We start from the raw sequence: 19965 nt of genomic DNA on the forward strand, positions 1-19965 counted from the left end.
GCCGCGAAACAAACGCCTTGGCGGTTTCGCACGTTATCGCTGCAGCACGCCTCGCTCTACGAGCCGCCCCTCACTCCGGCACGATCCCCGCCTGCTTGGCCACCCGCATGTACCGGTCCACCTCGCTCACCACGAAGCCGGAGAACTCGCGTGGCTCCATCGGCGTCCACACGCCCGAGGCCATGGCGTTGGCGATCTGGGCTTGAACGTCGCTCGGTGCCAGAGCGCGGTTCACGGCCGTGTGCAGCCGGCGAACGATGGCCTGCGGCGTGCCCTTGGGCGCGAACAGTCCGAACCAGACCGATACCTCATAGCCTTGCAGCCCCGCCTGCGATGTGGTCGGCACATCGGGGAACTGCGGCAGGCGCTGCGGTGCGGCCACCGCCAGCGCACGGATGCGGCCGGAGCGGATCAGGGCCGAAGAGGAGCTCGCCGACTCGAACGACACGTGCGTGCGCCCACCGATCATGTCGGTGATGGCATGCCCCGCGCCACGGTACGGCACGTGCATCAGTGTGATGCCGGTCGTGGTTTCGAAGAGGCGGCCCGCCAGGTGCGGCGCGCTGCCGTTACCGGGGGTGCCGTAGAACAGCTGGCCGGGGTTCGCCTTGGCATGCGCCATGAACTCGCCCAGCGTCTTGAACGGCGAGTCCGCCGCCACCGAGATCATCTGCGGCACGGAGGCCAGCATCGCCACCGGTGCGAAGTCGCTGCGCGGGTCGTAGCTCAGCGATGCGATCACCGCGGGCGCAAGTGCGTTGGACGCATTGGTGCCCAGCAGCAGCGTGTAGCCATCGGGTGGCGCCTTCGCCACCAGACCTGCCGCGATCGTGCCAGTGGCGCCGCTGCGGTTTTCAATGACGACGGGTTGGCCGAGCTCGGCCGCCAGCTTGGGGCCGATCAGGCGCGCCAGGATGTCGGTGCCACCGCCCGGTGGGTAGCCGACCATCAGCTTGATCGGCTTGTCGGGGTAGGCCCCTTGCGCGCCGGCCCACAGCGGCGCCACCGCGACCACGGCGGCGCACAACAGGCGGCGGGCCGCGGCCCATCCACGTTCACTTCGGCTTGCTCGCGCACGCGCGCGTGGCGGATTCATGTGTTCGAACATCATGCTGGTCTCCAATCTTGTAAACCCGGATGGGCGTGCCCATTCTTGGGCGACAGGCGCTGGTGCAACGGGCGGTTCCACCGCGTGGAAATCGCCCGGACATCCAGACGCGCAAGGTCTTGATCGTCGACCGGAAAGTATTGGACGCTGCCGTGGCCACGGATCGATAGTTCCGCCGCGGCACGCGCCCGTGCGCGGCGCGTTGTTCCAACCCATACGCACAGGAAACACGATCATGCAGAGGCGAACTTTTATCGCGGTGAGTGGTGCCATCGGCGCCGGTCTGGCGCAGGCAAAAACGGGCGAGGCCCAGGAAGCCACCGCTTTGTCGGCCTTGCCCAAGGAGATCTGGAAGTGGGACGCCACCAGCACCGTGGCCGCCATCCGCGCCGGCAAGATTTCCAGCAAAGACGCGGTCAAGGCCGCGCTATCGCGCATCGAAGCCATGAACGGCACGGCCAACGCGGTGGTGCAGACCTTCGAAGCCGAAGCGCTGCAAGCGGCCGACGCGGCCGACAACGCACGCCGCCGCAGCGCAAGCGCCACCGGCGTGCTCCACGGCCTGCCGATGACCATCAAGGACAACACCGACCAGCGCGGCAAGCGCACGGTCAACGGCATGAAAAACTCACAGGCGCAGGCCGCGCCCGAAGACAGCCCGGTGGTGCACAACTTGCGCGCGGCCGGCGCGATCTTCATCGGCCGCACCAACACGCCCTGCCTGTCTTCGCGGTGGGAGACGGACAACACGGCCTACGGCCGCACGCTCAACCCCTGGTCGCCCACACGCACGCCGGGCGGCTCCACGGGTGGCGGCGGCGCGGCGGTGGCGCACGGCATGGGCGTGATCGCCCACGGCAACGACATCGGCGGCTCGGTGCGCTACCCGGCGTTCTGCTGCGGCGTCGCCGGCATCCGGCCGACGTCGGGACGTGTGCCGATGTTCAACCCCACCGCGGGCGTGGAACGCTCGCTGTGCAACCAGCTTTTCAACGTGGAAGGCGCGTTGGCGCGCAGCGTGCGCGACCTGCGCCTGGTATTGCCGGTGCTCAGCCAGGGCAGCGCACGCGATCCGCTGTGGACGCCGACACCTGCGCCGCTCGCGCTGCCGCGCGCACTCAAGGTGGGTCTGATCAAATCGTCGCCCGGTCTCTTCGTGCACCCCTCCATCGCGAGCGCGCTCGACGAGGCGGCGCAACGGTTGCGGGCGGCCGGCTTCGAGGTGGAAGAGATCACGCCGCCCCCCATCGCCGAGACCGTGGCGCTGTGGGCCAAGATGGTGTTCGCGGAACTGCGCGAAGCCATGCCCGGCTTCAGTGCGGTGGCCGATGCGGACGCGGTGCGCGCCAACCAGCTGTTCCTCGAAGTCACCGCGCCCATCTCGGGTAAGCAGTACATGGATGGCATCGGCGAAATTCTCGCGATGCGCCGCCAATGGGCGCAGTTCCTCGAACGCTACCCGGTGCTGGTCGGACCCAACTCGGGCGACCTGCCCTTCGAACACGGCTTCGACCTGAAAGGTGCGGACGCCACGCGCCACCAGATCGCCGCGCAAGCGCTGATGGTCACGGTGAACCTGCTGGGTCTGCCTGCCGTGGCGGTGCCCACTGGCAAGGTAGGCGTAGCCGATGCACCTAGGGGACTGCCCGTCGGCGTGCAGGTGATTTCACCGCGCTTTCGCGATGAGTGGGCGCTACAGGTGGCGCAGGAGATTCAGCAGCGAGGCTCGGGCATGGCCACCTGGGCTTGAAGTGGCATGCGCTCGCGCACTGCGGCAATAAAGGCATCGCGCGGCGGGTTCGGCCCGTCGTCCGGCCACACCATATAGAGCGGCACCCGCGCGGGCACTTCGGGCGAGGGGTCCGCCACGCGCACGAAGCGCACGCCCTCGGTGTGCGCCACCACCGAGGCCGGCACGATGGAGACGCCCATGCCGGCCTCGACCAGACCCAGCAGCGTCTGCATGTTCTCCACCTCGTGGGCAAGGGTGGGCGTGAAGCCCGCCGCGCGGCACAGACGCAGCAGGTGTGCGTGGTAGGCCGGCCCCAGGCGCGGCGCGGTGAAAACGAACGACGCTGACGACAAGGCGGCCAGCGCCAGCTGCGTGTGTTGCGCGAGCGGATGCCTGGCATCGACCACCGCGTACAGGCTTTCCTGTGCCACGCAGGCGCTCGCGAAGTGCGGCCCCAAGGTGTCCACACCGCGCACGAAGGCCACGTCCGCGGTACGCGCTTCCAGCCAGGCCAGCTGTTCCACCGTCGTGCCTTGGCGCAGCTCCATGCGCACCCCCAGAGGCGCTTCGCACACGTGCTTGAGCGCGGCCAACAGGAAGTCGTAGCCCCGGAACTGCACGCCACTGACCACCAGCACCTGGTGGGCCATGGCCACCGCATGCGCCTCGGCCACCGCGTCGTGCAGCAAGCGCAGCACCGCCTGCGCCCGCTCTCGAAACACGCTGCCAGCCGCTGTAAGCACCACGTGGCGGCTGCTGCGCTCGAACAGCGCCACGCCCATCTTCTCTTCCAGCCGCAGCATGGCCTGGCTCAGGGGCGGCTGCGCCATGTGCAGGCGCACAGCCGCGCGGCCGAAGTGGAGCTCTTCGGCCACCACCAGGAACTGGCGCAGCAAGCGGGTTTCGATCATGTGAAAGGGTGGTTGCGCAGGCATGGCCACTCTATGCAAGCGCCGCGCCAGGACACAGGGCGTACCACAGCGCGGAACGCAGTGCAGAGGAGAGTGTCAATGCCTCCGGCGAGCGTGCCCCCATCCAGGGGCATCGAGGGACGGCTACGCCGGCCCAAGATGCCGTCCCCCCCTCCAAGCGCCGGAGGCGCGCTGGAGAGGGGGGAAGCCGCGCAGCGGCGCAGGGGGGTGTTTCCAGTTCCACCGCGTGGAACATGCGTTGACCACCTCCAGGGGCTCGCCGAACATCGCCGCCCATGGAAACACAAACCAAAACCCCGCCCAAACCTGCGCGGGTCGCGCTCGTCACCGGCGCCAGCCGCAACATCGGGCGTGAGATCGCGCTCGCCCTGGCGCGCGACGGTTGCACCGTCTGGTGCCTGGGCCGCGACGCAGCGGCCCTCGAAGAAACCCGTGCGCTGGTGCAGCGCGCCGGCGGCCAGGCCCACATCTTCCTGGGCGATGCGGCCACGCCCGACACACTCGACGCCTTCGCGGCGCAAGCGCAACGCGAACACGGTCGCATCGACGTGGTGGTGAACAACGCGGGCGCGGTGCGCGAAACGCGGGCGAACCAGCTCACGCCGGCGCAGTTCCTCGAAGACCTGCAGCTCAACCTGGTGAGCCAGTTCGCGCTGGCTCGCGCGGCCTACGACGGCCTGAAAGCCACGGGCGCGGGCGTCATCGTCAACATCGGCTCGATCGCAGGCGCACTGGGTTTTCCACGCGCCCTGTCGTACTGCGCCAGCAAGGCGGGCATCGAAGGCATGACGCGCTCGCTGGCGCTCGACTGGGCTCGCGACGGCATTCGCGTGCTGTGCGTGGCGCCCGGTTACGTCGAATCCGGCGTCTCGGCCGGTGCGCTGGCCAACGACGCCGCGCGCCAATGGATTCTGGAGCGCATCCCGCAGCGGCGACTTGCAAGCCCTGCCGACATCGCGGCCTTCGTCGCTTTTCTCGCTTCGCCTGCCGCCTCGTTCGCGACCGGCGAGACCTACACCGTGGACGGTGGCCTGCGGTCCACCTTGTGAAGAAAGAACCTACATGAAAGACACCATCCGCCTGGGCGCGGGCTCCGGCTTCTGGGGCGACGGCATGGACCCGGCCGTCGAGCTGCTTCGAGAAGGCGAGCTCGACTACCTCTGCTTCGACTTCCTGGCCGAACTCACGATGGCGCTGCTGCAGCGCCAGAAATCCAAGAACCCGCAACTGGGCTACGTGCCCGATGCGGTGCAAACCATGAAGACGCTCATGCCGATGGCGCGCGAGCGCGGCACGCGGCTGGTGTCCAACGGTGGCGGGGTGAACCCCCGTGCCGCCGCGCAGGCCATCGTGACCGACGCGCGCGCGCTGGGCCTGGGTGGCACCCGCGTCGCGCTGGTGGAAGGAGACGACCTGCTGGACAAGATCGATGCGATGGTGGCCGCGGGCGTGCCCATGACCAACATGGACACCGGCAGCAGCGACTTCGCATCCATCCGCTCGCGCGTGGTGAGCGCCAACGCCTACACCGACTCCACCGGCCTGGTCGAAGGCCTGGCGGGTGGGGCACACATCGTGGTGGCCGGACGCGTGTCCGACAACGCGGTGTACGTCGGCCCGCTGGTGCACGAATTCGGCTGGCAGCGCGACGCCGCGCACGTCGACCGCATCGCCTCGGCCATCACCCTGGGCCACATCGTGGAGTGCGCCTCGGCCTGCACTGGGGGCATGTCCTCGCGCTTCGCCGACATGCCGCACATGGGCCGCGTGGGCTTTCCCATCGTCGAGTTCCACCGCGACGGCAGCGCGGTCGTGACCAAGGTGCCCGGCTCGGGCGGCAAGGTCGACGCCTTCACCATCAAGGAACACCTGGTCTACGAGATCGGCGATCCGCGCCGATACCTCATGCCCGATGGCATCGCCGACTTCACCTCGCTGGCGCTGCGCGAGGACGGCACGGACCGTGTGCACGTGAGCGGTGTGCGCGGCCAGGCAGCCCCCGAACAGCTCAAGCTCGTGATCGGCTACCAGGACGGCTGGATCGGCGAGAGCCTGTGCTTCTTCCCCTGGCCACATGCCTACGCGCGCGCCGTGAAGGCCCGCGAGACCATGCTGGAGCGCTTCGAACGCCTGGGCCTCAAGGCCGACCAGATCCACTTCGATTTTGTGGGCATCAACACGCTGCACGGCCCGGGCGCGCCACTGCCCGAAGGCGCTGCGCTGGACAACCTCAACGAGGTCGGCCTGCGCTGCGCGGTGCGCACGCGCACGGCGGAAGAGGCCGACAAGGTGCGCCGCGCCGCCACCCACCTCTGGATCATGGGACCGGGCGGCACGTCGTTCGGCACGCCGATGAAGGCGCGGCCCGTGGTCTCGCTCTGGCCCACGCTGATCCCGCGCGAGTTCGTCCGTCAAACCGTTGAAATCCTGGAGGCATGAACACCATGACGCGACTGCTCAGCGACATCTGCTACATCCGCTCCGGCGACAAAGGCGACGTGTGCACCGCCGGCCTGATCGCCCGCACACCCGAGGACTACGCCACGCTGCTGCGCAGCGTGGACCCGCAGAAGGTGCGCGCGCTCTACGGGGACTGGGTGCAAGGCACGGTGCACTGCTACCCGATGGACAACATCCACGCCGTCGTGGTCGTCATGGAGCGCGCCCTGGGTGGCGGCGCCACACGCACGCTGCGCCTGGACCAGACGGGCAAGGCCTTGGGCCATGCCTTGTTGCGTTTGCCGGTGGTGGAGGCATGACGGTCCTGCGCCCCACACAAGCTCTGGCGGACGCCCGCGCCAACGCGAACGCCGCCAGCTACGAGCAACTGCGCGCGGAGCTGCAGGCCGCGCGCGACGCGAGCGACCTGGGCGGCGGCGCGCGTGCGCTGGAACTCCACCGCTCGCGCGGCAAACTCACCGCACGAGAACGCATTGGCGCGCTGTGCGACCCGGGCACGCCGTTCCTGGAGATCGGGCAACTCGCCGGGCACGGCGTGTACGACGACGCCGTGCCCAGTGGCGGCATCGTGGTTGGCGTGGGCATCGTGTCCGGGCGCGCCTGCATGGTGATGGCCAACGACGCCACGGTGAAGGGCGGCAGCTACTACCCCATCACCATCAAGAAACAGCTGCGCGCGCAGGCCATCGCGCGCGAGAACGCGCTGCCCTGCCTCTACCTGGTGGACTCGGGCGGCGCCTACCTGCCGATGCAGGAAGACATCTTCCCCGACGAACACCACTTCGGCCGCATCTTCCGCAACATCGCGGAGATGTCGTCCATGGGCCTGACGCAGATTTCGGCGGTGATGGGTTCGTGCACCGCAGGGGGAGCGTACATCCCGGCCATGAGCGACGAGACCGTGATCGTGCAGGGCGCGGGCACCATCTTTCTCGGCGGTCCGCAACTGGTGCAGGCCGCCACCGGCGAGATCGTCGACGCGCAGCGCCTGGGCGGCGCGCACGTGCACACGGCGAAGTCCGGCGTGGCCGACCATTTCGCGCAGGACGACCTGCACGCCCTCAGCCTGGTGCGTCAGATCGTGGGCCGTTCGGCGGCACCGAAGCTCGCACCGCCGCCGCTGGCTCCGCGCGCGCCGCTGCACGACCCCGAAGAGCTCACGCGCATCATCAACGCCAACCCGAAGGACCCGATCAGCGCCACCGAGGTGCTCGCCCGCCTGCTCGATGGCAGCGAGTTCGTGCCCTACCGCGAGCGCTATGGTGCGAGCCTGCTCTGCGGCACGGGCGCGATCGGCGGCTATCCCATCGGCGTGCTGATCAACGACGGTGTGCTGTTCTCCGAATCGGCGCAGAAGGCGGCGAACTTCATCGAGCTGTGCTGCCAGACCCAGGTGCCGCTGCTGTTCCTGCACAACATCTCGGGCTTCATGGTCGGCGAAAGCTACGAGGCCGGTGGCATCGCGAAGGACGGGGCGAAGATGGTCAACGCCGTGGCCACCGCGCGCGTGCCCAAGTTCAGCATCGTCATCGGTGGCAGCTACGGCGCGGGCAATTTCGCGATGTGCGGGCGCGCCTTCGGCCCGCGCCTGATGGCGATGTGGCCCAACGCGCGCACCTCGGTGATGGGCGGCGAGCAGGCCGCCAAGGTGCTGGAACTGGTGCGGCAGGACCAGCTTGCGCGGCAAGGCCAACAAGCCACACCCGAAGAACTGGACGCCATCCGCCAGCCCACGCTGGAGCGCTACGACCGCAACGGTCGCCCGCTCTACGCGGCCGCGCGGCTGTGGGTGGACGCCGTGGTGGACCCGGCGCGCACGCGCGAGTGGCTCACGCTGGGCCTGGCCATGGCCGCCGCCTCGCCCCCTGAAGCCACGCGCTTCGGTGTTTTCCGGATGTGACGCCATGAAACGTTTGTTGATTGCCAACCGGGGCGAAATCGCCCAGCGCATCGCGCGCACCTGCCAGCGCATGGGCATCGAATTCGTGGCGGTGTACTCCGACGCGGATGCCCACACACCGCTGGTGCGGCAGGCCCATGCCGCCGTGCACATCGGGCCCTCGCCCGCCATCGAAAGTTACCTGAACGGTGCGCGCCTGATCGAGGCCGCGAAGACCACGGGTTGCGACGCCATCCACCCCGGCTACGGCTTCCTGTCGGAGAACCCCGGGTTCGCGAAGGACGTGGAAGCCGCCGGCCTGGTCTTCGTCGGTCCGCGCGCGCAGACCATCGCCGACCTGGGTGACAAGGCCCGCGCCAAGCGCCTGATGCGCGACGCCGGTGTGCCCACCGTGCCCGGCCTGCCGGATGCCAGCGACGACCCGGCCGAGATCGCGCGCCTGGTGCGCGACATCGGCTTTCCGGTGCTGCTCAAGCCCAGCGCGGGCGGCGGCGGCAAAGGCATGCAGGTGGTGGAAACCGAAGACCAACTGCTGCCCGCGATCGAGCAGGGCATCCGCCTGGCGCGGGCCAACTTCAAGGACGGGCGGCTGCTGGCCGAACGCTTCGTCGCACGGCCCCGGCACATCGAGGTGCAGATCTTCGGCGACCCGCAGGGCAACGTGGTGCACGTGTTCGAGCGCGAGTGTTCGCTGCAGCGCCGGCACCAGAAGGTGGTGGAAGAAGCGCCCGCGCTCAGCCTGTCGCCCTCGGTGCGCCAGGCGCTGCTCGACGCGGCGGTGCGCGGCGCGCGCGCGCTGGGCTATGTCAATGCGGGCACCTTCGAATTCATCGTCGCCGAGGACGGCTCCTTTTACTTCCTGGAGGTGAACACGCGCCTGCAGGTCGAGCACCCGGTGAGCGAAGAAATCAGCGGCCTGGACTTCGTCGAGTGGCAACTGCGCATCGCCGACGGCCAGGCGATTCCGCTGCGCCAGGAGGCGATCACCGCCACCGGCCACGCGATCGAATGCCGGGTCTATGCCGAAGACGCGGCCAACGGCTTCCGGCCCTCGCCGGGCCGCATCCTGGCGCTGCGCTGGCCTGCCGGCACGCGCGTGGAGACCGGTGTGGAAGCGGGCAGCGAGGTCACGCCGTTCTACGACCCCATGATCGCCAAGCTGGTCGTGCACGGCGCGAACCGTGACGCGGCGTTGCAGTGCATGCGCCAGTCGCTCAGCGACTGCACGATCCTCGGCCTCACGACCAACCTGGGTTACCTCGCGCACACGCTGAGCGACCCGGCGGTGCAGGCGAACCGCATCTTCACCGCCTACCTGGACCAGCAGCTCGCTGGCTACTGCGAGCAGCGCGACGGCGCGGCAGCCGTGGCCTGCGCCGCGGCGATCGAACACGCGCAGACCCACCCCGCACGTGACGCAGGCGATTGGCCCTGGGGCCGGCAAGCGGGACACGGCCTGGTGGACCGCGCCAGCCTACACCCCCAGGAACCCATGGGCAGCTTCCACTTCTGGGACGGCGTACAACGCCGCAGCGCCGCGCTGCTGGACCAAGGCGGCCACGCCACGCGCCTGCGTTGCGGCACCCGTTCCTTCGACGTCGCGATGCTGCCGCGCGCGCCTGCCGACCTCTGGCACGGCACGGTCAACGGCACGCGCTGGTTCGCCCTGCCCGCCCACGGTGGTCTGGAAATCCAGGTCGGTGGCGAACGCGCGCAACTCTTGCCACACGCGGCCCACGACCCGTCGCGCACCACCGCCGAAGGCGAGGCCGTGGCGCCCATGCCCGGCGTGGTGGTGGCGCTGAATGTGGCTGTGGGCGACACGGTGCGCGCGGGCGACACACTGGCCATCGTCGAGGCGATGAAGATGGAAAACCGCGTCGTCGCCAGCTTCGACGGCACGGTGGAGGCGGTGCACACCGCGCTGGCGAGCCCGGTGGTCGCGGGCGCCGTGCTGGTCACGGTCACCAAGGCCGGGGCAACGGCAGAGGCGGTGTGAGCATGCAGCACGCGCCCACCACCCCGGAACTGCTGCGCATCGCGCGGCTGAGCTTGCTCGAACGCGTGCTGCCCGCGGTGCCCGCCGGGCTTGCGCGCGAGGTGCGCATGGTCGCGCACACCCTGGCGATCGCGCAGCGCAGCTGGGCCGAACAGCCCGAGGCCATGGCGGCCGAACGCTGGCGGCTGCAGGCGCTGTACCCCGCCGACCTGCAGCAGACCACCGAAGCGCTCGAACGCCGCCTGGCCACCGAGCTGCGGCACTGGACCTTTGGCGCGCACGCCGCGCGCGAAAACCTGGTGCGCGCGCACCTGCGCCAGAGCACCGTCGAAAAACTCCGTGAAAACAACCCCAAGGCGCTGCCCGCCAGCGCCACTTGAAGCAGCGACAAGAACCCCATGGACTTCAGCCTCTCCCCCGAAACCAATGCCTTCCGACTGCGTGTGCGCGACTTCGTCAGCGAACACATCCTGCCGCTCGAAGCCGACCGCGCCCACTACGACGACCACGAGAACATCGCGCCCCACGTGCTCGAACGGGTGCGCGCCGAAGTGCGCAAGGCCGGGCTCTGGGCGCCGCAGATGCCCCGGCACATGGGCGGCCAGGGTCTGGACGTGGTCGGCATGGCCGTGGCCTACGAAGAGATGAACCGCTCGATCTTCGGCCCGGTGTGTTTCAACTGCGCCGCGCCCGACGACGGCAACATGATCGTGCTCGACAAGGTATTGCCCGAGTCGGCCAAGGCGCGTTGGCTGCAACCCATCGTGGACGGCAAGGTGCTGTCCTCGTTCGCCATGACCGAGCCCGCGCCGGGCGCCGGCTCCGACCCGTCGATGATGCAGACGAGGGCCGAGAAGAAGGGCGACCGCTGGGTCGTGCACGGCCGCAAGTGGTTCATCACCGGCGGTGGCAAGGCGCAGCATTTCATTCTGCTGGCCAAGACCTCGGACGATCCGCGCCGCGGTTTGACCGCCTTCCTGTTCGACCGCGACCAGCCCGGCTGGCGCATTGAACGGCAGGTGCCCATCATGGGCCCGGAAGACCACGGGGGCCATGCCGAGCTGGTGTTCGAGGGCCTGGAAATTCCCGACGACCAGGTGTTGCTGAAAGAAGGCGATGGCCTGAAGTTCACCCAGATCCGCCTGGGCACGGCGCGGCTCACGCACTGCATGCGCTGGACCGGCATGGCCAAGCGCGCGCTGGAACTGGCCTGCGAGTACGTCGAGCAGCGCCACAGCTTCGGCCAGCGTCTGGCAGACCGCGAAGGCGTGCAATGGATGCTGGGCGAAGCGGCGATGGCGGTCGACATGGGCCGCCTGCTGACCATGCGCGCGGCCTGGCTGCTCGACCAGGGCAGCTTCGCGCGCAAGGAAGTGTCCATGGCCAAGGTGGTCGTGTCCGAGGCCTTGCACAAAGCGATCGACACCGCCATTCAGCTCTGCGGCGCCAAGGGTTACTCCAAGGACATGCCGCTGGAATGGATGTACCGCTACGCGCGCCTGGCGCGCCTGGGCGATGGCGCCTCCGAGATCCACAAGATGGTGCTCTCGCGCTTCCTGCTGGCCGAAGGCACGGACTTCTGGTCATGGACCTGAACGACCCCGACGTGCAGCAGCGCATCGCGCGCTTCATGGCCTCGCAAAGTGGCCGGGCGGTGCCGCGCGTGGCGCTTGCCACGCAACTCTCGGGCGGCACCTTGCAGGAGAACTGGCGCCTGGACCTGCAATGGCCGGACGATGGGCACACAGGCGCTTACGTGGTGCGCACCACGGGCGTGAGCGGCATCGGCGGCAGTGCCACGCGCGCGCAGGAGCACGCGGTGCTGCGCAGCGTGGCGGCTGCCGGCGTGACCGTGGCCACGCCGCGCGCCGTGTGCACCGACGCGCAAGTGGCGGGCAGCGAGTTTCTGGTGACCGACTTCGTCCAAGGCACGGCCGCGCCGCAGCGCATCTTGCGCGACGCCCAGGCCTTCGGGTGGGGACCGTCGCTCGCGTTCCGGCTTGGGCAGGAACTCGCGCGCCTGCACCGCGTGCGCGCCGACGCGGCGCTGGAATTTCTGCCACCACCTGAGCAGGGCACGGCGCTCGGCCTGGTCGCGCAGTACCGCCACTACCTCGACACCTTGGACCACGCGCATCCCACACTCGAATGGGCGTTGCGCTGGCTCGAAGCGCACGCACCCGCACCGCAAACCACCGTGCTGTGCCACGGCGATTTCCGCACCGGCAACTACCTGGTGCATGAAGGCACGCTGTCGGCGGTGCTGGACTGGGAGCTCGCGCACTGGGGCCAGCCGTTCGCCGACATGGGCTGGTTGTGCACCCGGTTCTGGCGCTTCGGCGCGCACGACAAAGCCGTGGGCGGACTGGCCGGGCGCGACGTTCTCTACGACGGTTTTGAGAGCGAAGGCGGCACGCGGCCGAGCCCCGACGCCGCGCACTACTGGGAAGTGATGGCCAACGTCCGCTGGGCCGTCATTTCGCTGCAACAGGCACAACGCCACCTGAGCGGGCGCGAGCCTTCGCTGGAACTGGCGCTCATCGGGCGGCAGACCTGCGAGATGGAGCTGGAAGCGCTCGACCTGATCGAGCACGGCCCGACCTGAGACACCACCACGAAGAGAAGAGACCCCCATGGAAGAAGTGCTCTACGCCGTCGACGACGGCATCGCCACCATCACCCTGAACCGCCCCGCGCAGCGCAACGCCTTGTCGGTGGCCAGCGCCAACCGCTTGTTCGAACTGTGGACCGAAGTCGACCGCGACGAGCGCGTGCGCTGTGCCGTGCTCACCTCGGCCGATTGCGGCACCTTCTGCGCCGGCATGGACCTGAAGGAGGCGGCGCGCGTGCGCGAGGAACAAGGCCGCGACATCCTGGACCTGCTGCGCGACCCGTTCTACGAACGCATGCGCACGGTGGAAAAGCCGGTCATCGCCGCCATGACGGGCCACTTCACCGCGGGCGGCATGGTGCTGGCCTTGAACTCGGATCTGCGCGTCGGCATGGCCGGCACCCGCGGCGGCATCACCGAAGCCAAGGTGGGCCGGGGATCGCCCTGGGGCATTCCGCTGTTGTGGATGCTGCCGCAACCCGTGGTGATGGAAATGGTGCTCACCGGCGACATGGTGACGGTGGAGCGCCTGCACGCGCTGGGCTTCGTCAACCACGTCGAGCCCGATGCACAGGCGGTGCGCGAGCGCGCCCAAGCGTTGGCCGCACGCATCCGCGACAACGCACCGCTGTCGGTGCGGGCCGGCAAACACAGCCTGATGGCCGCGATGAGCCTGGGTTGCGACGCCGGCCTGGCCGCCGCGCGCCACACCTACCGCGCCGTGTACGCGAGCGCCGATGCGCAGGAAGGTCCACGTGCGTTCGCGCAGAAGCGCGCGCCCGTGTGGAGCGGCCGATGAACTCTCAACAACATCCCACACCCATGACAACCACAGAAGAATTTCCGGCCGGCGTGGCCATCGTCACCGGCGGTACCGGTGGCATCGGCAGCGTGGTCTGCCGCGTGCTCGCCACGCGTGGCGCGGACATTGCCGTGGTCTACCGCGGCAATGCCGGGCGCGCGGCAGAAGTGGTGCAGCAGATCCGCGCGCTGGGTCGCCGCGCCGAGGCCTACCAGGCCGACCTGTCCGACCTGGACAACGTGCGCCAGATGGTCGAGCGCGTGCGCGCCGATTTCGAGACCCTCCACACCGTGGTGTACGCCGCCGGCCCACACGTGCACATGCGCTACCTGAGCAAGCTGCCGGCGTCCGAACTGCTGGAATACCTGCAGACCGACACCATGGGCTTCTACCACCTCGTCACCGCCGCACTGCCCGCGCTGCGCGAGAGCAAAGGCTCCATCGTGGCGTGCCACACCGCCGGCCTGGCGCGCTGGCCCGCGCGCGACGCCCTGTCGGTCGTGCCCAAGGCCGGCGTGGACGCGCTCATCAAAGGCTTTGCCAAGGAAGAGGGGCGCTACGGCGTGCGCGCCAACGCGGTGGGCACAGGGACCGTGGAAGCCGGCATCCACTTTCGCGCGCTGGAGCTCGGCGACTTCGACGAACACTACCTGCGCGTGGCGACGGCCAACACCGCGCTCAAGCGCATTGGCCAGCCGGAAGACACCGCCGAAGCAGTGGCCTTCCTCGCATCGAACCGCGCGAACTTCGTGACCGGGCAGACCTTGATGGTGGACGGCGGGTATTCGATCGGGTGAGCCCATCCGCGGTGGCGAGCGAGACCTGGGCCGGCCCACAGGACGGCCCGTTGTGACTCAGTGAACACCCACGCCTGAGGCCAGGTCCACGTAGTCCACCAGGTGCCGCCCCACGTAGTTGCGCAGCGTCTCGGTGGTACCTCCCCCCAGGCTGCCGAAGCGCGCGCCACGGTACAGGCGCGAAACCGCGAATTCGTCGGTGAAGCCGTAGCCGCCATGGATCTGCACGGCGGTGTTGGTCACACGGATGGCCATCTCGTTGCAATAGGTCTTGGCGGCGGCGGTGATGAGCGGGTCCGGGAACGGATCGGCGCTGGCGGCGGCGCGGTAGAGCAAACCGCGCGCGGCCTCGATCTCGATGTACATGTCGGCGGCCTTCCAGCGCAGGCCCTGGAAGTCGCCGATGCGCTGGCCAAAGGCCTTGCGGTCGCGCAGGTAACGAATGGACTCTTCCAGCGCGCCTTCGGCCATGCCCAGGCACATGGCCGAGTTGAGGCAGCGCTGCGCGTTGAAGGCGTTGATCAGCGTCTTCATGCTGTCCTGCTGGAGGATGAGGTGGTCCAGCGGCACGCGGCATTCGTCGAAGGTGACGTCGCACAGGTGGTCGCCGCCCATGGTGCGGTAGGTGGCCTTGGCCTGCAGGCCGGGCGTGCCGCCCGGCACGAGCACGCAACCGATGCCCGCCGCGCCGGCAATGCCGTTGACGCGCGTGAAGACGATCAGCACGTCGGCCAGTTGCGCGCGGCTGATCAGGGTCTTGGCACCGTTGATGACCACCTCGTGGCCTTCGATGCGGCTGTTGGTGCGGAAGCTGGCCACGTCGGTGCCAGCGTCGGGCTCGGTCATGCAGATCGACAACACGCCTTCGCCCGAGGCGATGCGCGGCAGGTACTTCGCTTGCAGATGCTCGGGTGCGTAGGTCGAGATGATGCGCGACTGCACGCCGATCTCGCCGATCACCGCCTCGGCCGTGATGTAGCAGCTCTTGGCGATTTCCTCCAGCGCGAGCACCGTGTCCAGAATGCTCGCGTCACTGCCGCCGAAGCGCTCAGGAATGGCCATGCCCATCACGCCCACCGACGCCAGCGCCTTGATGTTGTCGTGCGGAAATTCGCCGCCGATGGATTGCAGCGCACGTGGCGCGATCTCGCGCTGGCGCACCTTGCGCACGGTGTCGACGAGCTGCTGCTGTTCGGGTGAGAGTTCGAGTTTCATAGGCTTGATGAAGGGTGTGAGGTGACGCCTTCATGCTATGTGAACGTCTCTGAACCGGGCTTCGGTGTTCCATGGGATGGAACCTCGAATGGCGCCGCCGCTGGGCTGGACACAATGGTTTCGAACCCAACCACAGCACCGCGAACGTACCCACATGGCCACCTCCGCCCTCCCCACTCCAGATGCCGATTTTTCCAACGCCGCGCTCGGCGGCCTGCGGGTGCTGGACCTCTCGCGTGTGATTGCAGGGCCCTGGTCGGCGCAGGTGCTGGCCGATCTCGGCGCGGATGTGATCAAGGTGGAGAGGCCTCGCGTGGGCGATGACAGCCGCGCCTGGGCACCGCCGTTCATGCGCGACCGCCACGGCAACCCGGTGGATCAGGCGGTGCAGTTTGCCGCCTGCAACCGGGGCAAGCGCTCGATCGAATTGGACCTGGCCCACCCGGACGACGCCGATGCGCTGCGCAAGCTGGCGGCCACGGCCGACGTGCTGATCGAGAACTACAAGGTGGGCACGCTGGAGAAGTACGGCCTGGACTACGCCACGCTCTCCAAGGCCAACCCGGCGCTGATCTATTGCTCGATCACCGGCTTCGGCCAGACCGGCCCTTACCGCGACCGACCGGGCTATGACACGATCATGCAAGGCATGAGCGGCTTGATGGGGCTGACCGGCCACCCCGACGGCACACCGAATGGCGGCCCCTTGAAAACCGGCCTGCCGGTGATCGACCTGGCCACCGGTCTCTACGCCACCATCGGCATCCTGGCCGCGCTGCAGCGCCGCGCCGTGACGGGGCGTGGCCAATGGGTCGACATGGCGCTGCTGGACGTGGGCGTTGCGTCGCTCGCGCACCTGGGCCTGCGCTACCTGTCGGGCAATGGCGCGCCCAGCCGACAAGGCAACCGCTTGCCGATGGTGGCGCCCACCGATGCTTTTGCGTGCCGCGACGGCCGGGTGATGGTGATCGTGGGCAACGACCGCCAGTTCCAGTCGCTGTGCAAGGTGCTGGAGGTGCCCGAACTCGCCGAGGACGAGCGCTTCGCCACGAATGGCCAGCGCCTGGCCCACAGCGCCGAGTTGTATGCGCAGCTGGACCGCGCCTTCCAACAGATCGACACGCAGGCCTGCGTGGAAAAGTGCTCCACGCACGGCGTGCCGTGCGGCCCGATCTACGACGTGGCCGAGGTGTTCGAAGACCCGCAGGTAAAAGCGCGCGGCCTGGTGCAGTGGATCGCGCACCCGCAGCAGGGCGAGGTGCCCGCCATCGGCAGTCCGGTGCGCATGTCCGACAGCACCACCACCGCCACGAGCGCTGCACCCACGCTGGGCCAGCACACGCAGGCCATCAAGGCGGCGCTGGCGCGCAGCGCCGCGCCCGCCTGGCCGCGGCCGCTCTCCAGTTAGCATCCACCCCCATGCGCACCGTCGACCGCGTCTTCTCCGTCCTGGGCTGCTTCTCGCTGGAGCACGCCACGCTGTCCCTGCAAGAGATCGCCGATGAGATCGGCCTGGCGAAATCCACCACCTCGAGGCTGACCGGCGACCTGCAGCGCCTGGGCTACCTCACACGCGGGCCGGACTTGCGTTTCAGCCTGTCGATGGAATTCGTGCGCCTGGCCGCCATTGCCAACCAGACGGTGGACGTGCGCCGCTTGTTGCGGCCGGTGATGGCCGAACTGGTGGAGGCCACGGGCGAGACCGTCACGCTCAACAGCATCGATGGCAACGACCGCCTGTGCGTCGAGGTGTCGCGCTCCTCGCAGCCCCTGTTCGCCGTGAACCGTCCCGGCGAGCGCACGCCGCTGGGGCTGGGGGGCGCCTCGCTGGTGCTCATGGCGTTCATGGAACCGGATGCGCTGGAGCAGGTGATCAAGCCGGCCACGCGCGAGATCCGCTGCACGGTGAAGGAGTTGCGCTCCATCCTGGACACGACGCGGCGCCAGGGTTATGCCGTGTCGCATGGGGGCGGCATCAAGGGCCTGAGCGGTATCAGCGTGCCTCTGTTCGGCAGCGATGGCGCGGTGCACTACTGCCTGTCGGTGGTGGTGCCCACCAAACGCGTGACGGGCCACGTGATCGACCTGCTCAAGGCCGCACGGCACGCGGCGGTGGCAGGGTCGCGCCGGCTGGGGGGTGAGCGCGCGTCGCGCACGGCGCGCGAGAAGCTGGGCGACTTCGACGAGTGAAGGATTTCGCTCCTTCCTCCGCTGGGCATTGGTATCTACACATGTTGTGGTGCTTCAAATACACCCTCACCCCAACCCTCTCCCGCAAGCGGGAGAGGGAGTAAGACACAGACACGGCTACCGACGAAACGAGCGCGTGCTCACGCTGTGGTCGGAGCGCGGGATTTGCTCCCTCTCCCGCTTGCGGGAGAGGGTTGGGGTGAGGGGAACGCGGGAATGGTGTGCATGGTGAGGCCAAACTTCCCCCAGAGGGGGAGGGAGCCAGAAGGGTGGCTCAGTGTTTGCGAGCCGCCAGAAAGGCCTCCACCGCCTCGATGTGCTCGGGCGTGAAATGCGCAATGGCCTGGTACGAACCGGCCAGATCCAACGCCGCCTCCAGCCGTTGGTGCGACCCTTCGCGCAACAGCCGCTTGGCCATGCGCAAGGCAGGGCGCGGGTTGGCGGCGATGCGCTGCGCCAGCGCCATGGCCTCGTCGAGCAGGTTCTCGTGCGGCACCACGCGCGACACCAGACCACAGGCCAGCGCCTGCTGCGCGTCCAGCACGTCGCCGGTGAAGGTCATCTCCGCCGCCTTGGACATGCCGACCACGCGCGGCAACAGCCAGGCACCACCATCGCCCGGCGTGATGCCGAGCTTGACGAAGCTCTCGGCCATGCGCGCCTTGTCGGAGGCGATGCGGATGTCGCACATGCAGGTAAGGTCGCAGCCCGCGCCGATCGCCGGGCCGTTGATGGCGGCGATGGTGGGCAGATCGAGGTTGTAGAGCGCCAGCGCGATCTTCTGAATGCCACGGCGGTAGTTGTCGCGGATGTCGTACGGCGAACCGCCGGAGATGCCGGACTTGTATTGCATGTCCTTCAAGTTGCCGCCGGAGCAGAACGCCGAGCCCGCGCCGGTGAGGATGACGCAGCTCACCGACGCGTCTTCCTGTGCGCGCGACACCGCGGCCACGAGGGCGTCGTACTGCGCCTGGGTCGACAGGGCGTTGCGCATGTCGGGGTCGTTCAGCGTCAAGGTCACGACGCGGTCTTGCTGTTGGTAAAGGACGAAATCGCTCATGTGAAAGTGCTCCTGGAAGTGCGATGGATTCTAGGAAGCGTCCATGGGAGCAGCGCCATCAGTTCCACGACATGGAACCTCCGGAAGCACCTCGAATGCGGCACACGATCATCGCGGCCAGTTCAACCACAGAGGCATTGCATGCTGGCCAACCACACATTCGCAGACCAAGTCATCTTCATCACCGGCGCGGGCACCGGCATCGGCCGCGGCTTCGCGCTGCGCGCGGCCGCGCTGGGTGGCACCGTCGTGCTCTCGGGCCGGCGTGAAGCGCCTCTGGAGGAAACCGCCGCGCTCGTGCGCGCCGCCGGCAGCTCGGCGCACGTGGTGCCACTGGACATCCGCGACGCCGGCGCGGTGGAAGCGGCCATCGACAGCGTGGTCGCACAGCTGGGCCGCATCGACGTGCTGATCAACAACGCAGCGGGCAACTTCGTCTCGCGCGCCGAAGACATCTCGGCCAACGGCTGGCGCACGGTCATCGACATCGTGCTCAACGGTACCGCCCACTGCACGCTGGCGGCCGGTCGCCACATGCTGCGCCAGGGCTCGGGCAAGGTGCTGAGCATCTCCGCGGCGTATGCCTGGACCGGCGGCCCCGGCACCTGCCATTCGGCCGCGGCGAAGGCGGGTGTGATCGCGATGTCGCAGACGCTGGCGGTGGAGTGGGGTCCGCGCAACGTTCAGGTGAATTGCCTGTGCCCGGGCTTCGTCGACACCGAACAGTCGCGCACCGCGCTCTGGCCCACCGAAGCGGGCCGCGAAAAGATCCTGGGCACCATCCCCGCCGGCCGCTTCGAAACCGTCGAAGAGACGGTGGAATGCGGACTGTTCCTGTGCGCGCCGGTGGCCAGCTACATCACCGGCGAGGTGCTGGTGGCCGACGGGGGACAGTGGCTCAACAAGGGCGTTTTCGTGCTGCCGGAAAAAGGCGCACGCTACAAAAAAGTTTAAGAAGGTGTGAGCGGGTCCGGCGTGGTCGAGCAGCCTGTCCAGGCGCGCCCAATCAAGGCGCAAAGCACAGCCGTAGCTCGGGCTACGGCGAGCATTTGCAACGCCGAGTGGGTGCGTCTGGGCAGGATGAGCGGCCATGGCGGACCCGCTCACACCTTCCAGGTTCCACCGCGTGGAACGCATGGGCTAACCCCGTTGCCGCGCC

Annotated in this window: 18 protein-coding genes; 14 read left to right on the forward strand and 4 right to left on the reverse strand. The window is 68.6% G+C overall.

Annotated features, from left to right (window positions below):
• Nucleotides 1-70 precede the first annotated feature (70 nt).
• Nucleotides 71-1111: a Bug family tripartite tricarboxylate transporter substrate binding protein gene (locus tag F9K07_RS00275; RefSeq protein WP_159588244.1), complete on the reverse strand. Its 1041-nt coding sequence runs from the start codon at nucleotides 1109-1111 to the stop codon at nucleotides 71-73.
• Between the two features lie 232 nt (nucleotides 1112-1343).
• On the opposite strand from F9K07_RS00275, the gene F9K07_RS00280 reads away from it, so the two are divergent.
• The gene (locus F9K07_RS00280; RefSeq protein ID WP_159588246.1) at nucleotides 1344-2858 is read left to right on the forward strand and encodes an amidase; all 1515 of its coding nucleotides are present in this window, start codon (nucleotides 1344-1346) and stop codon (nucleotides 2856-2858) included.
• On the opposite strand, the gene F9K07_RS00285 is transcribed toward F9K07_RS00280, so the two are convergent.
• Nucleotides 2822-3751 carry a LysR substrate-binding domain-containing protein gene (locus F9K07_RS00285; RefSeq protein WP_159588248.1) on the reverse strand — a complete coding sequence of 310 codons (930 nt, stop codon included), beginning with the start codon at nucleotides 3749-3751 and terminating at the stop codon, nucleotides 2822-2824. The genes F9K07_RS00280 and F9K07_RS00285 overlap by 37 nt on opposite strands.
• 296 nt (nucleotides 3752-4047) lie before the next feature.
• On the opposite strand from F9K07_RS00285, the gene F9K07_RS00290 reads away from it, so the two are divergent.
• The 10 genes from F9K07_RS00290 to F9K07_RS00335 are packed head-to-tail and all read left to right on the forward strand — an operon-like array spanning nucleotide 4048 to nucleotide 14341.
• Entirely contained in the window at nucleotides 4048-4821 is a 774-nt protein-coding gene (locus F9K07_RS00290; protein WP_159588250.1) for an SDR family NAD(P)-dependent oxidoreductase, read from the forward strand.
• A gap of 13 nt (nucleotides 4822-4834) precedes the next feature.
• Nucleotides 4835-6211 (forward strand): acyclic terpene utilization AtuA family protein, encoded by a 1377-nt coding sequence (locus F9K07_RS00295; protein WP_159588252.1) that lies wholly within the window; start codon nucleotides 4835-4837, stop codon nucleotides 6209-6211.
• A gap of 5 nt (nucleotides 6212-6216) precedes the next feature.
• The gene (locus F9K07_RS00300) at nucleotides 6217-6531 is read left to right on the forward strand and encodes an AtuA-related protein (RefSeq protein ID WP_159596753.1); all 315 of its coding nucleotides are present in this window, start codon (nucleotides 6217-6219) and stop codon (nucleotides 6529-6531) included.
• Nucleotides 6528-8132, forward strand: coding sequence for a carboxyl transferase domain-containing protein (locus tag F9K07_RS00305; RefSeq protein ID WP_159588254.1), 1605 nt, complete (start codon nucleotides 6528-6530; stop codon nucleotides 8130-8132). Before F9K07_RS00300 ends, F9K07_RS00305 begins: the two co-directional genes overlap by 4 nt.
• A 4-nt stretch (nucleotides 8133-8136) precedes the next feature.
• Nucleotides 8137-10131: an acetyl/propionyl/methylcrotonyl-CoA carboxylase subunit alpha gene (locus F9K07_RS00310; protein ID WP_159588256.1), complete on the forward strand. Its 1995-nt coding sequence runs from the start codon at nucleotides 8137-8139 to the stop codon at nucleotides 10129-10131.
• A gap of 2 nt (nucleotides 10132-10133) precedes the next feature.
• Nucleotides 10134-10511: a DUF6285 domain-containing protein gene (locus F9K07_RS00315; RefSeq protein WP_159588258.1), complete on the forward strand. Its 378-nt coding sequence runs from the start codon at nucleotides 10134-10136 to the stop codon at nucleotides 10509-10511.
• An 18-nt stretch (nucleotides 10512-10529) separates the two neighbouring features.
• Nucleotides 10530-11726, forward strand: coding sequence for an acyl-CoA dehydrogenase family protein (locus F9K07_RS00320; protein ID WP_159588260.1), 1197 nt, complete (start codon nucleotides 10530-10532; stop codon nucleotides 11724-11726).
• Complete coding sequence (locus F9K07_RS00325; RefSeq protein ID WP_159588262.1) at nucleotides 11717-12736, forward strand: phosphotransferase family protein; 1020 nt, start codon at nucleotides 11717-11719, stop codon at nucleotides 12734-12736. The genes F9K07_RS00320 and F9K07_RS00325 overlap by 10 nt, the downstream gene beginning before the upstream one ends.
• 28 nt (nucleotides 12737-12764) lie before the next feature.
• Nucleotides 12765-13541: an enoyl-CoA hydratase/isomerase family protein gene (locus F9K07_RS00330; protein ID WP_159588264.1), complete on the forward strand. Its 777-nt coding sequence runs from the start codon at nucleotides 12765-12767 to the stop codon at nucleotides 13539-13541.
• Nucleotides 13542-13564: 23 nt separating this feature from the next.
• Entirely contained in the window at nucleotides 13565-14341 is a 777-nt protein-coding gene (locus F9K07_RS00335; protein ID WP_159588266.1) for an SDR family NAD(P)-dependent oxidoreductase, read from the forward strand.
• Between the two features lie 57 nt (nucleotides 14342-14398).
• Here F9K07_RS00335 and F9K07_RS00340 read toward each other — a convergent pair whose 3' ends face one another.
• Complete coding sequence (locus F9K07_RS00340) at nucleotides 14399-15556, reverse strand: acyl-CoA dehydrogenase family protein (RefSeq protein WP_159588268.1); 1158 nt, start codon at nucleotides 15554-15556, stop codon at nucleotides 14399-14401.
• A 154-nt stretch (nucleotides 15557-15710) separates the two neighbouring features.
• Between F9K07_RS00340 and F9K07_RS00345 the strand changes: the two genes are divergently transcribed.
• Together F9K07_RS00345 and F9K07_RS00350 are read left to right on the forward strand one after the other, a co-directional pair.
• Nucleotides 15711-16964 carry a CaiB/BaiF CoA transferase family protein gene (locus tag F9K07_RS00345; RefSeq protein ID WP_159588270.1) on the forward strand — a complete coding sequence of 418 codons (1254 nt, stop codon included), beginning with the start codon at nucleotides 15711-15713 and terminating at the stop codon, nucleotides 16962-16964.
• A gap of 11 nt (nucleotides 16965-16975) precedes the next feature.
• Complete coding sequence (locus F9K07_RS00350) at nucleotides 16976-17746, forward strand: IclR family transcriptional regulator (RefSeq protein ID WP_159588272.1); 771 nt, start codon at nucleotides 16976-16978, stop codon at nucleotides 17744-17746.
• A 274-nt stretch (nucleotides 17747-18020) separates the two neighbouring features.
• On the opposite strand, the gene F9K07_RS00355 is transcribed toward F9K07_RS00350, so the two are convergent.
• Nucleotides 18021-18806 (reverse strand): crotonase/enoyl-CoA hydratase family protein, encoded by a 786-nt coding sequence (locus tag F9K07_RS00355; RefSeq protein ID WP_159588274.1) that lies wholly within the window; start codon nucleotides 18804-18806, stop codon nucleotides 18021-18023.
• Between the two features lie 141 nt (nucleotides 18807-18947).
• On the opposite strand from F9K07_RS00355, the gene F9K07_RS00360 reads away from it, so the two are divergent.
• Entirely contained in the window at nucleotides 18948-19760 is an 813-nt protein-coding gene (locus F9K07_RS00360) for an SDR family oxidoreductase (RefSeq protein ID WP_159588276.1), read from the forward strand.
• Nucleotides 19761-19965 lie beyond the last annotated feature (205 nt).

Origin of the sequence: Hydrogenophaga sp. BPS33 (genome assembly GCF_009859475.1) — a bacterium.
In the GTDB taxonomy this organism is placed as follows: domain Bacteria; phylum Pseudomonadota; class Gammaproteobacteria; order Burkholderiales; family Burkholderiaceae_C; genus Hydrogenophaga.

Bases quoted from the DNA above. Each gene is read 5' to 3' on its own strand.
- F9K07_RS00330 (WP_159588264.1), top strand. From the start codon at position 12,765: ATGGAAGAAGTGCTCTACGCCGTCGACGACGGCATCGCCACCATCACC.
- F9K07_RS00350 (WP_159588272.1), top strand. From the start codon at position 16,976: ATGCGCACCGTCGACCGCGTCTTCTCCGTCCTGGGCTGCTTCTCGCTG.
- F9K07_RS00290 (WP_159588250.1), top strand. From the start codon at position 4,048: ATGGAAACACAAACCAAAACCCCGCCCAAACCTGCGCGGGTCGCGCTC.
- F9K07_RS00285 (WP_159588248.1), bottom strand. From the start codon at position 3,751: ATGATCGAAACCCGCTTGCTGCGCCAGTTCCTGGTGGTGGCCGAAGAG.
- F9K07_RS00355 (WP_159588274.1), bottom strand. From the start codon at position 18,806: ATGAGCGATTTCGTCCTTTACCAACAGCAAGACCGCGTCGTGACCTTG.
- F9K07_RS00305 (WP_159588254.1), top strand. From the start codon at position 6,528: ATGACGGTCCTGCGCCCCACACAAGCTCTGGCGGACGCCCGCGCCAAC.
- F9K07_RS00335 (WP_159588266.1), top strand. From the start codon at position 13,565: ATGACAACCACAGAAGAATTTCCGGCCGGCGTGGCCATCGTCACCGGC.
- F9K07_RS00310 (WP_159588256.1), top strand. From the start codon at position 8,137: ATGAAACGTTTGTTGATTGCCAACCGGGGCGAAATCGCCCAGCGCATC.
- F9K07_RS00280 (WP_159588246.1), top strand. From the start codon at position 1,344: ATGCAGAGGCGAACTTTTATCGCGGTGAGTGGTGCCATCGGCGCCGGT.
- F9K07_RS00320 (WP_159588260.1), top strand. From the start codon at position 10,530: ATGGACTTCAGCCTCTCCCCCGAAACCAATGCCTTCCGACTGCGTGTG.
- F9K07_RS00300 (WP_159596753.1), top strand. From the start codon at position 6,217: ATGACGCGACTGCTCAGCGACATCTGCTACATCCGCTCCGGCGACAAA.
- F9K07_RS00360 (WP_159588276.1), top strand. From the start codon at position 18,948: ATGCTGGCCAACCACACATTCGCAGACCAAGTCATCTTCATCACCGGC.
- F9K07_RS00325 (WP_159588262.1), top strand. From the start codon at position 11,717: ATGGACCTGAACGACCCCGACGTGCAGCAGCGCATCGCGCGCTTCATG.
- F9K07_RS00295 (WP_159588252.1), top strand. From the start codon at position 4,835: ATGAAAGACACCATCCGCCTGGGCGCGGGCTCCGGCTTCTGGGGCGAC.
- F9K07_RS00315 (WP_159588258.1), top strand. From the start codon at position 10,134: ATGCAGCACGCGCCCACCACCCCGGAACTGCTGCGCATCGCGCGGCTG.
- F9K07_RS00340 (WP_159588268.1), bottom strand. From the start codon at position 15,556: ATGAAACTCGAACTCTCACCCGAACAGCAGCAGCTCGTCGACACCGTG.
- F9K07_RS00345 (WP_159588270.1), top strand. From the start codon at position 15,711: ATGGCCACCTCCGCCCTCCCCACTCCAGATGCCGATTTTTCCAACGCC.
- F9K07_RS00275 (WP_159588244.1), bottom strand. From the start codon at position 1,111: ATGATGTTCGAACACATGAATCCGCCACGCGCGCGTGCGCGAGCAAGC.